19 protein-coding genes are annotated in these 14,424 nt (G+C 68.3%); 11 read left to right on the top strand and 8 right to left on the bottom strand.

What is annotated here, in order from left to right; all coding sequences use genetic code 11:
- Positions 1-20: 20 nt before the first annotated feature.
- On the bottom strand, positions 21-1,022 hold the full coding sequence (locus OG780_RS05510) for an Acg family FMN-binding oxidoreductase (protein ID WP_328445257.1): 1,002 nt from the start codon (positions 1,020-1,022) through the stop codon (positions 21-23).
- 353 nt (positions 1,023-1,375) lie between these two features.
- Here OG780_RS05510 and OG780_RS05505 point away from each other — a divergent pair, with 353 nt between their 5' ends.
- Positions 1,376-1,582 carry a DUF5988 family protein gene (locus OG780_RS05505; RefSeq protein WP_328445256.1) on the top strand — a complete coding sequence of 69 codons (207 nt, stop codon included), beginning with the start codon at positions 1,376-1,378 and terminating at the stop codon, positions 1,580-1,582.
- Positions 1,583-2,070: 488 nt separating this feature from the next.
- Here the strand turns inward: OG780_RS05505 and OG780_RS05500 are convergent, their stop codons facing one another.
- Positions 2,071-2,445: a hypothetical protein gene (locus OG780_RS05500; RefSeq protein WP_328445251.1), complete on the bottom strand. Its 375-nt coding sequence runs from the start codon at positions 2,443-2,445 to the stop codon at positions 2,071-2,073.
- Positions 2,446-2,790: 345 nt separating this feature from the next.
- On the opposite strand from OG780_RS05500, the gene OG780_RS05495 reads away from it, so the two are divergent.
- Together OG780_RS05495 and OG780_RS05490 are read left to right on the top strand one after the other, a co-directional pair.
- On the top strand, positions 2,791-3,144 hold the full coding sequence (locus OG780_RS05495) for an AAA family ATPase (protein WP_443062111.1): 354 nt from the start codon (positions 2,791-2,793) through the stop codon (positions 3,142-3,144).
- Positions 3,145-3,294: 150 nt separating this feature from the next.
- Positions 3,295-3,738, top strand: a complete 444-nt coding sequence (locus OG780_RS05490) for a universal stress protein (protein ID WP_328445250.1) — start codon at positions 3,295-3,297, stop codon at positions 3,736-3,738.
- A 188-nt stretch (positions 3,739-3,926) separates the two neighbouring features.
- Here the strand turns inward: OG780_RS05490 and OG780_RS05485 are convergent, their stop codons facing one another.
- The 5 genes from OG780_RS05485 to OG780_RS05465 form a co-directional block, all read right to left on the bottom strand.
- Entirely contained in the window at positions 3,927-4,370 is a 444-nt protein-coding gene (locus tag OG780_RS05485; RefSeq protein ID WP_328445249.1) for a CBS domain-containing protein, read from the bottom strand.
- A gap of 146 nt (positions 4,371-4,516) precedes the next feature.
- Entirely contained in the window at positions 4,517-4,786 is a 270-nt protein-coding gene (locus tag OG780_RS05480) for an SHOCT domain-containing protein (protein ID WP_328445248.1), read from the bottom strand.
- 369 nt (positions 4,787-5,155) lie between these two features.
- Positions 5,156-6,403, bottom strand: a complete 1,248-nt coding sequence (locus tag OG780_RS05475) for a ricin-type beta-trefoil lectin domain protein (protein WP_328445247.1) — start codon at positions 6,401-6,403, stop codon at positions 5,156-5,158.
- 140 nt (positions 6,404-6,543) lie between these two features.
- On the bottom strand, positions 6,544-7,239 hold the full coding sequence (locus OG780_RS05470) for a VanZ family protein (protein ID WP_328445245.1): 696 nt from the start codon (positions 7,237-7,239) through the stop codon (positions 6,544-6,546).
- Positions 7,240-7,457: 218 nt separating this feature from the next.
- Positions 7,458-8,108: a DUF4230 domain-containing protein gene (locus tag OG780_RS05465; RefSeq protein ID WP_326784001.1), complete on the bottom strand. Its 651-nt coding sequence runs from the start codon at positions 8,106-8,108 to the stop codon at positions 7,458-7,460.
- Between the two features lie 396 nt (positions 8,109-8,504).
- Here OG780_RS05465 and OG780_RS05460 point away from each other — a divergent pair, with 396 nt between their 5' ends.
- Entirely contained in the window at positions 8,505-9,458 is a 954-nt protein-coding gene (locus OG780_RS05460; RefSeq protein WP_326784000.1) for a ribose-phosphate diphosphokinase, read from the top strand.
- A 244-nt stretch (positions 9,459-9,702) separates the two neighbouring features.
- Here the strand turns inward: OG780_RS05460 and OG780_RS05455 are convergent, their stop codons facing one another.
- Positions 9,703-9,873: a hypothetical protein gene (locus OG780_RS05455; protein ID WP_054240969.1), complete on the bottom strand. Its 171-nt coding sequence runs from the start codon at positions 9,871-9,873 to the stop codon at positions 9,703-9,705.
- A gap of 258 nt (positions 9,874-10,131) precedes the next feature.
- Between OG780_RS05455 and OG780_RS05450 the strand changes: the two genes are divergently transcribed.
- From OG780_RS05450 to OG780_RS05420, 7 genes are read left to right on the top strand one after another with little or no spacing between them, the layout of a single operon-like run.
- Positions 10,132-10,452 carry a gas vesicle protein GvpO gene (locus tag OG780_RS05450; protein WP_328445241.1) on the top strand — a complete coding sequence of 107 codons (321 nt, stop codon included), beginning with the start codon at positions 10,132-10,134 and terminating at the stop codon, positions 10,450-10,452.
- 40 nt (positions 10,453-10,492) lie between these two features.
- A complete protein-coding gene (gene gvpJ / locus OG780_RS05445; protein WP_328445239.1) occupies positions 10,493-10,960 on the top strand; it encodes a gas vesicle protein GvpJ in 468 nt (155 codons plus the stop codon).
- A 3-nt stretch (positions 10,961-10,963) separates the two neighbouring features.
- A complete protein-coding gene (locus tag OG780_RS05440; RefSeq protein ID WP_328445237.1) occupies positions 10,964-11,713 on the top strand; it encodes a GvpL/GvpF family gas vesicle protein in 750 nt (249 codons plus the stop codon).
- A gap of 1 nt (position 11,714) precedes the next feature.
- On the top strand, positions 11,715-11,969 hold the full coding sequence (locus OG780_RS05435) for a gas vesicle protein GvpG (protein WP_328445235.1): 255 nt from the start codon (positions 11,715-11,717) through the stop codon (positions 11,967-11,969).
- A 7-nt stretch (positions 11,970-11,976) separates the two neighbouring features.
- Entirely contained in the window at positions 11,977-12,924 is a 948-nt protein-coding gene (locus OG780_RS05430) for a histone protein (protein ID WP_328445233.1), read from the top strand.
- 6 nt (positions 12,925-12,930) lie between these two features.
- Positions 12,931-14,058 carry an SRPBCC family protein gene (locus OG780_RS05425; protein ID WP_328445231.1) on the top strand — a complete coding sequence of 376 codons (1,128 nt, stop codon included), beginning with the start codon at positions 12,931-12,933 and terminating at the stop codon, positions 14,056-14,058.
- On the top strand, positions 14,051-14,401 hold the full coding sequence (locus tag OG780_RS05420; RefSeq protein WP_328445229.1) for a gas vesicle protein: 351 nt from the start codon (positions 14,051-14,053) through the stop codon (positions 14,399-14,401). The genes OG780_RS05425 and OG780_RS05420 overlap by 8 nt, the downstream gene beginning before the upstream one ends.
- Positions 14,402-14,424 lie beyond the last annotated feature (23 nt).

The following is a 14,424-nucleotide window of genomic DNA, read 5'->3' as shown; positions in this document are numbered from 1 at the left end:
ACCAGGGCTCAGGAGAGGGCTCACTCGATGTCGAGTATCTCGTGCACGGGGCGGCGCGGTGTGCCAGGGCCTGCCGGGCCGTATCCGATCCTGAGCACCATCTGGATGAATCCCGTCGCCGACTGCGGGTCGCGCGCGGCCCAGCGGAGTTCGGGCCATTCGAGGGCCTGGGAGGTGAGCGAGGTGGCGAGCCCGTCAAGCGTGGCCTGGAGCAGAACGCGTTCCATGGCCTGGCCTGCCAGCAGCCAGTCCTTCGGCTCGTCGTCCGCGGTGCCCAGTACGGCGAGCTGGGGCGCGTTCTCGAACGCGGCGGCCGCGCGGCCGGGAACGGGGTGCCTGCCGGCGAAGTCACGCACGGGCGCCCTGCCAGAGCGTTCGCGAGGGCCGAAGGCGTTCTCCGGTACCCCGTCGCTCGCCGCTTCAGCCGCTCCCGTGCCTGTACGGGTCCATTGCCTCAGCTCCTCGGAGGCGGCGGAGTCCATGGCGTCGCGGCCCTCGGCGTCGTGCACCAGGTCCAGCAGTGTCTCCACGTGCCATGCGCCGGGGAAGACCAGATGTCCGCCCTCCAGGAGGGCGGCGGCGCACAGAGCGTCCTTGACGGCCTGCGGTATCGCCTCGTCGGTGAAAGGCTGACGGCTGGTGTGGCGACGGTGGACCGCCGGATACAGCGGCGCGAGGTCTTCCACGAAGTCATTGACCGCAAGGGCAGGGTCGGCGAGCCGTACCACCGCGAGCAGGCGTGTGTCGGCGGGGTCGGGCAGCAGCTCGGTGACCGGTGCCCAGCCCGCATGAGTGGCGGCGACGCGCAGGTTCAACAAGGCAGCGGCGCAACCCAGGTGAAGACAGCGGGTGGTGGGGTCCGCGTGCGGCATGGCGCGTTCGAGATCCGCGTACAACCGGAAGCTGCTGTCAGCGCGCCGAAACCGGAGTCTCCACGGCTGCGCGTTGTGCATGGAGGGGGCCGCTGCGGCGTCTTCGACCAGGGCTTTCACGGTCGTCGTGTCGAGTTCGCGTACGGACATCGGCCCCGCCTCCCTTCAGGCCGACCGGCCATTCCCGGAAGGGCGATTCCCGTCTCTCCACTATTCCACGGCCGTCCCGGACGTGCGGTGCCGGGCGTGCGGTGTCGGGCGGCACGACGAGAACTCGGCCGGGCCGTGCTGTCCCGCCTGCGCCGGCGGGCGCTGGAGTGCCTCTTCCCGGCCGACGCGTGCGGCAAAGAGCAGCGGCTGCCTGGAAGCGCCTCATGCGGCACGGAACGCATACACCCGGTCCCATGGCGGGAAGTCGGCCGGCGTCGTCCGCCACGCGAACGGCCGGAGCGCGCCTCGGCGCGTCGTGGGGGGCGGTCAGGCAGGGCAGAGAAGATCTGGTCATGACCGACGCGACAAAAGCAGTTCTTGAGGGGGGTCCTGACGATCTTCCTGAGCGGATCGTTTCGGTTCCGGTGTTCGACCTCGACATCAAAGTGCCGTTCCGTGGAGGGTACGAGCACTTCCGGGCCACGACGCGTCAGCAGGAGACCGAGCAGGGCCAGTTGCCCGTCTACGAGTGGTGGGAGCGCACGGAGCTCCCGGGGTAGCCGGCTGCACGGAGCATGCGACCGGACGGGCGTTGTCAGGCGGCGAAGTGCACGGGAGCATGGCCCGTCCCACAGCGCATGCCGTCCCGGCCCGCTGATTCCCGGGCCTGTGCCGTTGCCCGCAAGTCGCTGCTGCGCGTTCAGGCTGCCTGTTCCGCCCTCTGCGACGCAAGCGGATCAGCCGGTGACGTGGCAGGAGCCCGTACTGGCTGAAGGTGCCCATCGCGCCGCAGCCCGGGCACTGTCGCACACATCGCCGGTTCATTTAGATCGGCTACCGGCGGCGAGCCGGCCGGCTCGCCGCCGGGCAGATGCTCGCAGCGGTGCGGCGACGCCCGGAAGGGCGCCGCCGCAGGATGTGTCCGCCGGTACCGGTACTTCTCGCCCGTTCCATGGCCACGCGCATCCTTTGTTGAGATCATTCCGATATGGCGACTTGAAGAAGTCTTCATATCGTGGACACACGTAAGCCCAGGGCTCCGAGCGGCCTAGATCTCCAGCTGCTCCTCGACGCGCCTGAGGTGGTGGCGGGCCATCGCCAGGTTCGAACGCGCCCTGTCGAGCACGAGGTAGAGGAACAGGCCGTTGCCGCTGCGCCCGGCGGCCGGTCGAATGAGGTGGTACTGCTTTCCGAGGGTGATCAGGATGTCCTCGATCTGGCTCTTGAGACCCAGCTGCTCCATGGCGCGCACTTTCGCGCGGACGACATCCGTATTGCCGGCAGCGGCGATCGTCATGTCCAGATCCTTGCCCCCTCCCAGTGTTCCCAGCGCCATGCCACTGGTGTAGTCGACGACGGCCGCCCCCAGTGCTCCCTCGGCCTCGGTCATCATTTCCTTCAGCGACACTTCCACACTCGCCATAGCGCTCCCCTTGGTTGTCGGCTGGGCGACAAGACCGGAAATGACCGTCCTGCCACGTGACCGCACCGTAGGTGCACGCCCGAGCCGCCCGCGGAGGATCTCCGAGGCTGACATCCAGTGACCGGGAGTGAGCGCAGGAGCACCGCTTCTCGACTGCTCCTGCTGAAATCGAGCACCAGAGGCGTTCACCGAGTTCGTTCGGCGCGTACGCGCGTCAGCCTCGGGGCCGGCCGGCCCCGTCCTCTGTCCGAACCGTCGCCGTCTACCGATCGGCCGCGGTGATTCGGCGGCCCGTGAGGCTCGCGGGCCGGATCGACAGGACGTACACAGCCCTGCTCGACCGCGATGCTGTCTTCCGGGGAGTCCGTCGTCCTGGACGCCACCTGGACCGATGCCGCGCAGCGCGAAGCGGCTCTGCGCGTGGCCGAACGCACCAGCGCTGACCTGGTGGCCCTCCATTGCAAGGTGCCGGGCGACGTCTCGGCCGCCCGCCTGAGCACACGTACGGCCGGAGTGTCCGACGCCGGCCCGGACGTCGCCACCGCCATGGCGGCCGGCGAACCGCCGTGGAGCGAGGCCGTGCCGATCGACACCAGCGGCGCGCCGGAGTCCGCGGTCGCCCGGGCAGTCACCGCCGCGCGCCCGTGGGGCACCGGTCAGGCGCCGGTTTTCCGCCGCCCCTACATGGAGCCGGACTGAGGCGGGTGCTGACCGGGCGCCGCGGGCGCGCCGACCTCCGTCATCCCGTCGGATGCGCATCTCTGGCGGTCAGGGGACGGGGCCCGCAGCGTGGAGACCAGGGGCGGACCGGCCAGGTGGGCGACCACCTGCCAGGGAGAGGCGAGACACATGGACAGGGATGTCTCCGAGCGTCGAGTGGTGGTGGGTGTCGACGGGTCGCCGTCCTCGTACGAGGCCCTGCTCTGGGCCGTGCGCCACGCGGGCCTGGTCGGTGCCACCGTGGAAGCGGTCGCGGTGTGGGAGCTGCCGGGCCTGTACGGCTGGTCGGGGCCCGCTGTGGACATGGATGTCGACGAGGAGGAGGCCGGGCAGCGGATCCGGACCGAGATGGCCGAAGTCCTCGGCCCGGACGCGGCCGACTCGGTCCGGACCCGTGTGGTGCACGGCAATACCGCCGACGTGCTCCTGCGGGCCGCCGAAGGCGCCGAGGTTCTGGTCGTCGGCAGCCGGGGCAGGGGCGGGTTCGCGAGCGCCCTGCTCGGGTCCGTCAGCCAGCACGTGTCCCAGCACGCGACCTGCCCGGTCGTGATCGTTCGTAAGGAGAAGGAGTGACCCGAGGCCGGGTCGCTGTCGGACTCCTGCGGCTGAGCAAGGCGGGCGTCGGTCCACGCCGCCTTCCGGTAGCCGAGGAGGTCTCGCCGTTGCCGAAGGTGAGTTCGGTGGTGAGGCGACGGTGCAGCAATGTCCGGCGGATACGGCTGACGGCCCGACGGAGGCTGGAGACGGCCGGGATGCGCAGCTCATCCGGCCTGTGAAGGTGGCGCCGGAGGCTCTCGCAGGACGCTCCCGGCGAGCGGGCCGAGCAGGTCGCCGAGCCTGCGGAAGACGTCGAGAAACAGGTCGTCGATCGCCAGTACGCCCACCACCCGGTCCGCCTCGAGGACCGCGAGCCGGCGTACCCCCGTGCGACGGAACGTCCCGTAGGCCACCTGGAGGTCGTCGGCGGCTTCGACCGTGATGACGCGTGGCGACATGACCGCGTCCACCCGGGCCCCGGTGCCCAGGCCTCCACCCAGGCCGCGCAAGGCGAGGTCGCGGTCGGTGACGATGCCGTGCAGCACTCCGTCCTCGACCACGAGGACCGACCCGACGGCGTACTCGGCCATCTGTCCGATGACTTCGGCCAGGGAGACGTGAGGCGCCACGCACACCGGAGGAGCAGTCATCACCTCCGAGACTTTCATGCGATCTCTCCTTCCTGTCCGAGGTGTCCGGGGCAATGGACATCGAGCTCGGCCACCAGCCGCCGTGGGCTCGCCGGGCCCTCAGGGCCGTAGCCGAGCCGGATCACGGCGGAGGGCCGGGTCCTGACCGGTGCGTTCAACGGGCTTCAGTGTTCGGTGACAGATCCGGCGCGCAGTGCGTTCAGGCGGCGCTGGTAGTCGTCCTCGTCGATCTCCCCGCGGGCCAGCCGCTCGCGGAGGATGTCCTCGGCCGAGGGCGCGGGCGTGGCCGGGGCGTGGGTGTGTTCTTGGGGCCGGTTGAGGGTGCGGAAGAGCAACACGGCGACTGTGATGATCAGCGCCCAGAAAAGGATCATGCCGGTAGACATCGCGAACCAGCCCCAGCCGCTGACGTCGTGGTCGTACCAGAACATCATCGCCATTCACCTGCTTCGGCCTTGTTCCGTGGCGGATGCGGAGGGCACCCGGCGACTTCATGCCTTCACCTGCATTGTTCCGCTGCTGGGCGTGACGGTGCGGGGCCGAGTGGTCCAGGATCAGTGGGCCATTGCGCCCCCGGAGGCAGCCGGGCACAGGCCGGAGAGAACCGACAAGGGAAGTGAACAGCCCATAGATGCCCTCGGACGTCAGGCGAACTCTTGCGGGTCGGCGAGATCAGGCGGTTCTCCCGGACCCTCACGCCGGTCGGAAACCCCCGGTGGCCGGACGGCCGCCGGGGGCTGGTCAGCAACAGCAAGGACGGGAACTGCTCCGTCTCGACCGGTTGGCAGTCGGTTCGAGCGGTGTCAGCCCACCGTCCACTTCTGGTTGGCGCCACCCGTGCAGGTCCAGATCTGCAGGCGGGTGCTGTTGGCCGAGTTGTTGCCCGTGACATCCAGGCACTTGTTCGCCTGCGGGTTCACGATGTCGTGGGCCGCGGTGACCGTCCACTTCTGGTTGGGTCCGCCGGCGCAGTCCCAGAGCTGGACCGTCGAGCCGTCCGCCGTCCCGTTGCCGGTGACGTCCAGGCACTTGCCGAGCGCGCGGATCGTGCCGTCCGTGGACACCGTCCACTGCTGGGCGCCCGTCCCGTTGCAGTCGTAGAGCTGTACGGGCGTCCCGTTGGCCGAGTTGGCGGCCGCCACGTCCACGCACTTGCCCGCGAGGCCCTTGATCGGACCGCTGGTGCCGCCCGGGCTGTCGCTCGTGGTCACCTTCACCTCGTCGACGACGAGTTGCTGCGGGAAGGAGGTGGAGCCGTCGGGGTCCCCGGGCCAGTATCCGCCGACCGCGAGGTTCAGGATCAGGAAGAACGGCTTGTTGAACACCCAGGTGTTGCCGCCCAGATCGGCCGGTGTGCGCCGCTGGTATACGGTCCCGTCCACCGACCAGGTGATCGAGTCCGGCGCCCAGTCGACCGCGAAGGTGTGGAAGGCGTCCGCGAAGGCCTGGCCGTTCGGGAGGGTGTACCCGGCGCCGATGCCTGCGGATCCGGAGTACCCGGGGCCGTGGATCGTGCCGTGCACGGTGGACGGCTCGAAGCCGACGTTCTCCATGACGTCGATCTCACCGGAGTTCGGCCAGCCGACCTGCCCGATGTCGCTGCCGAGCATCCAGAACGCCGGCCACATGCCCTGCCCGCGCGGGATTTTCATCCGCGCCTCGACATGACCGTAGGCCGTGGTGAACTTCCCGGAGGTGTTCATCCGGGCCGACGTGTACTGGCATGTGCCGTACCAGCACTGGTAGTTGGCCGGATTCTCCTTGCGGGCGGTGATCACCAGATGGCCCTGGCCGTCCAGCGCGGCGTTCTTGTTGCCCGAGGTGTAGTACTGCCGCTCGTGGTTGTTGACGTTGTCGCCGGTCTCCAGCTGCCACTTGGAGGAGTCGACGGCCGAACCGGCCGCACCGTCGAACGTGTCCTGGAACGTGACCGTCGCGGTGGCCGCCGCCGGGCCCGCGTGCGCGGGGGCGACGACGGCCGAGGCGGAGGCGACGAGCGCGGCGGACAGCGCGGCGAAGAGGCATCTGCGGAGCAGACGTGGGGAGTCCATGACTCTCATTTCCGTACGGTCACCCGGGGGGGGGAGGGTGCGCCGACTGAGGTGGGGGGTCCATGCTTCGCCTCTTGATTTAAGGAGTGAGGTAACGGGGTGTCAATACTCTGGTCCGTACCAGTGGTTGAGGTGATGCCTCAGGCGCGAAGACGTTTCCTGGGGTGCACCGCCCGGCCGAGCCGTCGGCCCAGAAGGAGGTAACCCACCAGCGCCCCGGTCGTGTTGAGGATGACGTCGTCGATGTCGAAGGAGCGTCCGGTGATGAGGGCTCCCTGAACGAGCTCGACCAGGAGCATGACCGCCGCGGTGAGCGCGAGGACGCGCAGGATTCCGCGGGTCTTCGGGAACACCACCGGCAGCAGCACTCCGAAGGGCACCCCGAGCAAGAGGTTCCCGCCGATCTGCTTGACGGCGTCGCGCAGCTCCGGCTGGTCGAGATAGGCCCGCAGGGAGCGCCCGGGGTGAAGGTTGTCGTGGATCAGCGCCGTGGACGCCGGTGAGGGCTCCAGGGTCAGCCTGGCCAGCGCGACGGCGAACGCCACCATGGCCGCGAACGCGACCAGCATGGCCAGCAGCCGGAAGGGCAGCGCCAGAGCCCGGGTCTCCGGCGCGGGTGCGGGCGTCGGCCTCTTTCGGCCGAGCAGCCAGCGCGACCTCTCCGGCTTCCCCCGCTCGGCCTTCGATGCCTTGCCGCCGCGCTCGGCCTTGGACGCCGGCCTGCCCCCTCCGGCCTTCGACGCCGGCTTCCCCCGGTCCGATCCCGACTTTGGCGCCGGTTTCCGCCGGCCGGCCACGGCCTTGGCGGCACGAGCGCGCAACGCGGTGCGGACCATGAGACCCTCCCCTTTTCAACTGCCCTGTGGTGCAGCCCGCTTACCCCCGACAGGGCCGACAATGCCCGGGATCTCGGGGCAGGGGAGACTTTGCGACAAGCGAGCAGGATGGTGTCCGGTCGCCGCTACGGGGCAGCCCGGGGACTTCATGGGTGACGGACGCCGGGGCGCCGGGTGCGGCTGTGTGCTCGCCCCGGCGCCGACGGCACCGTCCGGACTCAGGCCCCGTAGGTGACCGTCACGTCCGTGAAGCCGAGAGAGCGCAGCAGGCCCTCCAGCATGCTGGTGGTGTTCTCCTCGGCCCGTGCGGTGAGGCGGCTGTCCTTCGCGGCCTTGCCGATGTGCTGGGCAGCGAGCCGCTGGACGGCCCGCTCGTCGTTCGGGTTGTCCGAGAAGACGTCACCGAGCCGGTCGAGGAGACCGCGCTGTTTCGAGACGGCGTAGGAGTGGTCGGGGTCGAGGGCGGGTTTGCCCAGTGCCGCGTGCGGCAGACGGAGCGTGGCCGACGTGCGGTCGTCGTTGACCGTCACGTCCTTCTGGTCGATGCGCCCGAGATCGACATAGGCGTCGACGGTGCCGGCTCCCACGTACAGCGTGCGGGTGCCTCGGATCGCGTCGGGCAGGTACTTCGCGTCCTTCTCCAGGTCCACGACCACCTGGAAGTTGCCCGACGCCGCGTCGTAACGGCTCATGTCCTGGATGGACTTGAGCAGCGTGGGGCCCGAATTGTCGTGGGTCTCCGTGCCGAACACATCGCGCAGTCCCGGCAGAACGGCCAGCCGCAGCCCGGCGAAGAGCACCACGAGCACCAGCACGAAGGCGGAGACCACCTTCGCCCAGCCGGGCATGCGTTTGATGGACGTCGTCATGTCGACGGTCCTCCTTTCAACAGTCCGGATACCCCCCAAGCCCCTTGGCAGACCGCCGGGTTGGCGTGCGAATTCCGCTGCCGTGAGCCCGCGGTGCCGTCCGGCGGAAGACGGGAGACGGAAGCGAGAAGTCGGAGGAGAGGGTGATGGGGCGGCCGGGGCGCCGGTCCCCGGCCGCCGTGCCCGACGCGCCGGGGTGTACGCCGTCCGGGGCGTGACGCTCCGGTACGGCCCGTCGCCCGGTACGCCCGTGACCGGCCCGGCGCCCCGCGGCCCCGCCCGCAACCGGAAATCCCCGGTCGTAGGCCCGAAAGACGCCCAGTAGCATGAGGTACGCACTCCGGGCCGATCTTGCGCCCGGCGACGCAACCCGGTTCGATCATGCGAGGAGCGGTCGTGCGTGACATCGCCGTGTTCAGCGGTAGTGCCCATCCAGAGCTCGCCGACGAGCTCTGCGCACACCTCGGTGTGCCCCTCAGCCCGACCCGCGTCAGCCGGTTCGCCAATGACTGCCTGGAGGTCCAGCTCCAGGCCAACTGCCGCGAGCGTGATGTCTTCCTGGTGCAGCCCCTCGTCACTCCGGTGCAGGAACACCTGGTCGAACTGCTGATGATGTGCGACGCCGCGCGCGGTGCCTCCGCCGGGCGGATCACCGTCGTCATGCCGCACTATTCGTACGCGCGTTCGGACAAGAAGGACATGCCCCGGATCTCCCTGGGCGGCCGGCTCGTGGCGGATCTGCTGGTGGCGGCCGGCGCGAGCCGCGTCCTCGCCATGACCCTGCACTCCCCGCAGGTGCACGGTTTCTTCTCGGTGCCGGTCGACCATCTGCACGCCCTGCGTGAGCTGGCGGCGCACTTCCGGGCCAACGACCTGTCGCGTACGACGGTGGTCTCGCCCGATCTCGGCAACGCGAAGGAGGCCGCCGCGTTCGCGCGGCTGATCGGCGCCCAGGTGGCCGCCGGCGCCAAGCAGCGGTTCGCCGACGACCGGGTGAGCATCAGCTCCGTCATCGGTGAGATCGCCGAGCGCGATGTCATCGTGCTGGACGACGAGATAGCCAAGGGCAGTACCGTCCTCGAACTCCTCGACAGGCTGCGCGAGTTGGGTCCGCGGTCGATCCGTGTCGCCTGTACCCACGGGCTGTTCGCGGCGGGGGCGCTCAAGCGGCTCAGTGAGCAGCCCGACGTGCTGGAGATCGTCTGCACGAACACGGTGCCGATACCGAGCGAGGAGTACACGGAGAAGCTGACCGTCCTGTCCATCGCCCCGGCGCTCGCCGAGGCGGTGCGGCGCATTCACAACGGTGAGTCCGTCAGCGCTCTGTTCGACGCGCCGCAGGACCGATAGGCGCGAGGCTCTCGGCGAAATTGTTCGCCGGTCCGCAGAAAAACCGCGGAGTCGTACAGCGTCATCTGAATTCGGTGACGATTCCTCGGAACGTCGGGTGCCCTGAATCCCGGATGCCACACATTCGTAGCGAAGAAACACCTCATCTGTATTCGCCACCGTGCACCCGGGCGGCGAAGCGCGGGTGGGCCCCGACGCCTTGACGTCGGGGCCCACCCGGATCCGTGGGTTGTGGCACGCATGCCTACCAGCGGTACCAGCGGCCTCGCTTGCCGCCGCTTGCCGCGGGGCGGATCACGAAGCCGAGGACCCACACGATCAGCACGATGACGGCGATCCACCACAGGGCCTTGAGTGCGAAACCGGCACCGAAGAGGATCAGGGCGAGCAGGAGAACGAGAAGAACAGGAACCATAGTTATCAACCTCCGATCCACCTTGTGCCCTGCCCGATGATCTGCATTCCTGCGGACCTTAGGTTTTTTTACGGAACTCGGATTGGCGGTAATTCTGTGGCCGAGTTCCGAGTTTGAGGGTGTTATCAGGGGGAACGCGGGGACGAATTACTTCAGCGACCGCCTCATGCCCTTCTCTGGCGATCGCGGGGCCGGGCACGGACGCTCGACTGGCCCACTCAAGGTGCGTCGAACCGGATACGGCCCAGACTTGAACTCATGGCAGAAGAGCGTCGGCCGCGCCCCAGGAAGTCCTCGACGACCACCGCTCGACGCACACCCTCCGTGCGTGGAGCGGAACATGCCGCGCGTGCTGCCTGCCGGGCCCTGGAGGGTCTGATCGGTCATCCCACGGAGGGTGTATCAGCGGTGGGGCGTGAGGACGACGGCTGGTGTGTCGTCGTGGACGTCCTTGAGCTGCCGCGGATTCCGGACACGACGAGCCTTCTCGCTTCGTACGAGGTGCGGATCGACCAGGACGGCGAACTCATGGGGTACCGCAGGGTCCGCCGTTATCGGCGGGGGTCCGCCGATGAGTGACCAGTGACTCAGGTTTGCCCGACGACCGGAAGGATCCCCCATGCCCGCGACCACCTACTCCGATGAGGTAGTGGCGTGCCCGCCGCGCGCCGGCACGTTGTACGACGTGCTCGAACTCATCCTCGACCGGGGCATGGTGATCGACGTGTTCGTCCGGGTGTCCCTGGTCGGCATCGAGATCCTCAAGATAGATGCGCGCATCGTGGTGGCGAGTGTCGACACGTACCTGCGCTTCGCGGAGGCGTGCAACCGGCTGGACCTGGAGCGGGACTCCGGCAGCACCACCATCCCCGAGCTGCTCAGCGGTGGCGCCGCCAAGTCCATCGGCAAACGCAAGGTTCGCAAGGCCGCGGAAACCGTGGGGGACACCGTTCGCAAGGTGATCGGCAGCGGTGACGACGACTCCGACGAGCACGACGAGGACGAGGAAGAGCGGCAGGAGCGGCCGAGGAAGCGGCGTGCTCCGGCCCGGGGCGGCAGCAGTCGACGACGACCTGTGGAGGCGTGAGCCGTGACCGGCGATGGTGTGTACGTCTACGCGATCATCCGGGCGGGCCGGCCGCTGCCGGTGGACGCAACGGGTGTGGGCGACCCGGCTGCCGAACTGCGGGTGATTCGGCAGGGGCGGGTCGCCGCTGTCGTCAGTGAGGCTCCTCCCAAGCTCCGCGCCCGACGGCGCGATCTGCTCGCTCACCAGGATCTGCTGTTGCGCCTGTCGGAGCAGGGGTCGGTGCTGCCGATGCGGTTCGGTGTGGTCGCATCCGACGAGGAAGCGGTGCGTGGTCAGTTGAAGGCCCGCGAGTCGGAGCACATGGCTGCCCTGGAACACCTCTCCGACGGGGTCGAGGTCAACGTCAAGGCGCTCCCGGCCAAGGACGCGCTGGCCAGCCTTCTGACGCAGGACATGAATGTTCGCCGGCTGCGGGACGAAGTGCGCCGACGGCCCGGATATGAAGCGAGCCTGCGCCTGGGGGAGGCCGTCTCGGCCGCTCTGGAGGGCAGGGCCGCCGAAGCCGGGCGGCGCATTCTGCGCGAACTGACGCCCAGGGCCCGTGCGGTGGTCTCGGGTCCCGAAGTCCAGGGATGCGTGCTCAACGCGTCGTTCCTCGTCGATCGCGGCGACAGTGACGCGTTCCGAAGCGTGGCAGAGCGTTTCGCCCACACACATCGCGACCGGGTGGAGCTGCGGCTTACGGGTCCGCTGCCCTGCTACAGCTTCGTCTCCGCCGAAGGCACTCCCGTCCGAACCGCTGGAGTCTGAGATGGGACTGATCACCGGACTGCTCACCCTCCCCATCGCGCCGGTCCGCGGCGTTGTCTGGGTGGCGGAGAAGCTCAACGACGCCGCCGAACGGGAGTTGCACGACCCAGGGGTGCTCCGTGCCCAACTGGCCCTGCTGAACCAGGAGCTTGAGGACGGAGACATCGGCCTGGAGGAGTTCGAACGAGAAGAGGAACGGCTGCTCGACCGGCTGCACGCCGCACAGACCTGTTCCACGCCGAGCGATCGAAGGTGACGAGATCATGGATGACAAGGACAAGGTGGCTCTCGCGGCTGCGGTAGTGGGCGGCTATGTGCTGGGCCGCACCAAGAAGGGCCGGATGGCCTTGTCCATTGCGACCTATATCGCGGGCCGGCGCTTCGGCCTTGAGCCTCGCCAGCTTGCCGCCGAAGGGATGCGGAGACTGGGGGAGATCCCACAGGTCGCCGAGTTGCAGGAGCAGTTGCGAGGGGAAGTGCTGGAGGCGGGCCGCAAGGCGATGACGGCCGCCGCCGACCGGGGCATGAGCACGCTTGCGGGCAGCCTCAGTGAGCGTACGGCCCGACTCCTGGAGAAGCCGGACGAAGGGGAGGAGTACGAGGAGGAGTACCCGCCGGAGGAGGACGCGGAGTACGAGGAGGACGAATACGAGGAAGAGGAGGAGCCCGAGGGCGAGTACGAAGAGGACCAGCCCGAGGAAGAGGAGGAAGAGGGAGAGCCGGAGGACGAATACGAGGAAGAGGAGGAAGAGGAGGAGGAAGAGGAAGAACCGGAGGAGGAACCGGAAGAAGAGCCGGAGGCGAAGCCGCGGAGGCGCCGCGCTTCCCGGCCGGATCGGTCCCGCAAGGCACCCGAGCCCGCCGCACGCAAGAAGGCCGCCCCCGCCGGCGGACAGAAGCCCCGGGCGGCGAAGAAGGCCGCGCCGGCGAAGAAGGCCACTTCCGGCAGGGCGGCGGCGAAGAAGACGGCTCCGACGAAGAAGACCGCGGCCAAGAAGACTGCTCCGGCCAAGAAGACCGCAGCCAAGAAGTCCGCGGCGAAGAAGACCGCTCCGGCCAAGAAGACCGCAGCGAAGAAGTCCGCGGCGAAGAAGACTGCTCCGGCCAAGAAGACCACAGCCAAGAAGACGGCTCCGGCCAAGAAGTCCGCTGCCTCGAAGACGACGTCATCGAAGCGGGCAGCGTCCAAGCGCGCCGGTCGTGGGAGGTAGGCGGCCATGGCCGAGAAGGAAACGGACGGGTCGGCAGAGGGTACGTCGGGCATGGACAAGCTCCGTGAGGAGCTGTCCAAGTTCGTGTCCGCGCAGGTGGAGAACCTTGCCGAGAAGGCCGGCGACAAACTGACGGACGTCGCCGGGCAGCTCAGTGATTCGGCCGAGAGTGGCTCGCTTCCTGCGATCGGGTCCCGCATCCTCCAGGGCGACTCACCGCTGAAGGCCTTCGTTTCGGAGAAGGCCAAGGGTGTCAAGGACAACGTCGTGGAGAAGGCCAAGAGCGCTTTCGGGGGCGGTAAAGGGAAGCGGAAGGCCAGCGGCGGCAAGGTCATGAACATCATCGAGGTTCTCGATGTCGGAGTGCCGCTCCGGGACACCTATGACTACTGGACGCAGTACGACAAATTCAGCAGCTTCGCCAAGGGTGTTCGCGACGTCTCCAAGGACGATGAGGGCGGGAGCGACTGGAAGGTCAAAGTCGGCCCTTCGTCGCGCAGCTTCAAGGCGACCGTCCAGGAACAGATTCCTGACGACCGCATCGTGTGGACCTCCGAAGGAGCGAAGGGCACCACCCGGGGCGCGGTCAGCTTCCACGAGCTGGCGCCTACCCTGACTCGCATCGTTCTGGTAGTGGAGTACTACCCGTCCGGGTTCTTCGAGAAGACGGGCAACCTCTGGCGGGCGCAAGGGCGCCGCATGCGACTGGACTTCAAGAACTTCCAGCGATACGTGACCCTCACCAACGAGGAACCCGAAGGCTGGCGCGGCGAAATCCGTGACGGAGAAGTCGTCGTGTCCCACGATGACGCCGTCGAACAGGAAGAGGCCGAGCAGGAGGAGCGGGAGGGCGAGGAGCCCGAGGACGGTGCCGAGGAAGGCGCCGACTCCGCAGGCGACGGCGAGGGAGAAGAGGGGGCGGAGGACGCGTACGAGGACGAAGACGAAGAGGACGCGTACGAAGACGAAGACGGGGCCGACGACGAGGCCGAGGACACATACGAGGACGAGGAGGGAACGGAGGGCGCGGAAGACGAAGACGAAGACGAGGCAGAGGAAGCAGAGGAAGAGGAAGAAGCTCCCAAGAAGAAGACTCCCAAGAAGAAGCGAGGACAGAGGCGAAGCCGTGAGTGACGTCGACGTCCGGCAGGGCTCGTACCCCGTCTCCGGCCCTCAGACCACCAACCTGGCCGACATCCTCGAACGCGTTCTGGACAAGGGCATCGTGATCGCCGGGGACATCAAGATCGATCTTCTCGACATCGAACTGCTCACCATTCGGCTCCGCTTGTTCGTGGCGTCCGTGGACACCGCGAAAAAGGCGGGCATCGACTGGTGGGAAAACGATCCCGCGCTCAGTTCGCGAGCTTCACGCGACGCCTTGCGGGACGAGAACCGTGAATTGCGCGAACGGCTGGAAGTACTCGAATCCAAGACGCCGGAGAAGTCGCTCGAATCCGAGGGCGCGGAGAAATAGCCCGAGAGAAGGCCCACGGCAAC

This window comes from Streptomyces sp. NBC_00386 (genome assembly GCF_036063235.1).
Classification (GTDB): domain Bacteria; phylum Actinomycetota; class Actinomycetes; order Streptomycetales; family Streptomycetaceae; genus Streptomyces.
Note: the sequence above shows the minus strand (reverse complement) of the source record. Positions and strands in the feature narration are given on the sequence as shown.

What these genes read in the sequence shown, in the direction of transcription:
- OG780_RS05450 (WP_328445241.1), top strand. Translation starts at nt 10,132, where the DNA reads ATGGCAGAAGAGCGTCGGCCGCGCCCCAGGAAGTCCTCGACGACCACC.
- OG780_RS05500 (WP_328445251.1), bottom strand. Translation starts at nt 2,445, where the DNA reads ATGGCGAGTGTGGAAGTGTCGCTGAAGGAAATGATGACCGAGGCCGAG.
- OG780_RS05480 (WP_328445248.1), bottom strand. Translation starts at nt 4,786, where the DNA reads ATGATGTTCTGGTACGACCACGACGTCAGCGGCTGGGGCTGGTTCGCG.
- OG780_RS05425 (WP_328445231.1), top strand. Translation starts at nt 12,931, where the DNA reads ATGGCCGAGAAGGAAACGGACGGGTCGGCAGAGGGTACGTCGGGCATG.
- OG780_RS05470 (WP_328445245.1), bottom strand. Translation starts at nt 7,239, where the DNA reads ATGGTCCGCACCGCGTTGCGCGCTCGTGCCGCCAAGGCCGTGGCCGGC.
- OG780_RS05455 (WP_054240969.1), bottom strand. Translation starts at nt 9,873, where the DNA reads ATGGTTCCTGTTCTTCTCGTTCTCCTGCTCGCCCTGATCCTCTTCGGT.
- OG780_RS05435 (WP_328445235.1), top strand. Translation starts at nt 11,715, where the DNA reads ATGGGACTGATCACCGGACTGCTCACCCTCCCCATCGCGCCGGTCCGC.
- OG780_RS05465 (WP_326784001.1), bottom strand. Translation starts at nt 8,108, where the DNA reads ATGACGACGTCCATCAAACGCATGCCCGGCTGGGCGAAGGTGGTCTCC.
- OG780_RS05485 (WP_328445249.1), bottom strand. Translation starts at nt 4,370, where the DNA reads ATGAAAGTCTCGGAGGTGATGACTGCTCCTCCGGTGTGCGTGGCGCCT.
- OG780_RS05495 (WP_443062111.1), top strand. Translation starts at nt 2,791, where the DNA reads ATGCTGTCTTCCGGGGAGTCCGTCGTCCTGGACGCCACCTGGACCGAT.
- OG780_RS05510 (WP_328445257.1), bottom strand. Translation starts at nt 1,022, where the DNA reads ATGTCCGTACGCGAACTCGACACGACGACCGTGAAAGCCCTGGTCGAA.
- OG780_RS05490 (WP_328445250.1), top strand. Translation starts at nt 3,295, where the DNA reads ATGGACAGGGATGTCTCCGAGCGTCGAGTGGTGGTGGGTGTCGACGGG.
- OG780_RS05505 (WP_328445256.1), top strand. Translation starts at nt 1,376, where the DNA reads ATGACCGACGCGACAAAAGCAGTTCTTGAGGGGGGTCCTGACGATCTT.
- gvpJ (WP_328445239.1), top strand. Translation starts at nt 10,493, where the DNA reads ATGCCCGCGACCACCTACTCCGATGAGGTAGTGGCGTGCCCGCCGCGC.
- OG780_RS05475 (WP_328445247.1), bottom strand. Translation starts at nt 6,403, where the DNA reads ATGGACTCCCCACGTCTGCTCCGCAGATGCCTCTTCGCCGCGCTGTCC.
- OG780_RS05430 (WP_328445233.1), top strand. Translation starts at nt 11,977, where the DNA reads ATGGATGACAAGGACAAGGTGGCTCTCGCGGCTGCGGTAGTGGGCGGC.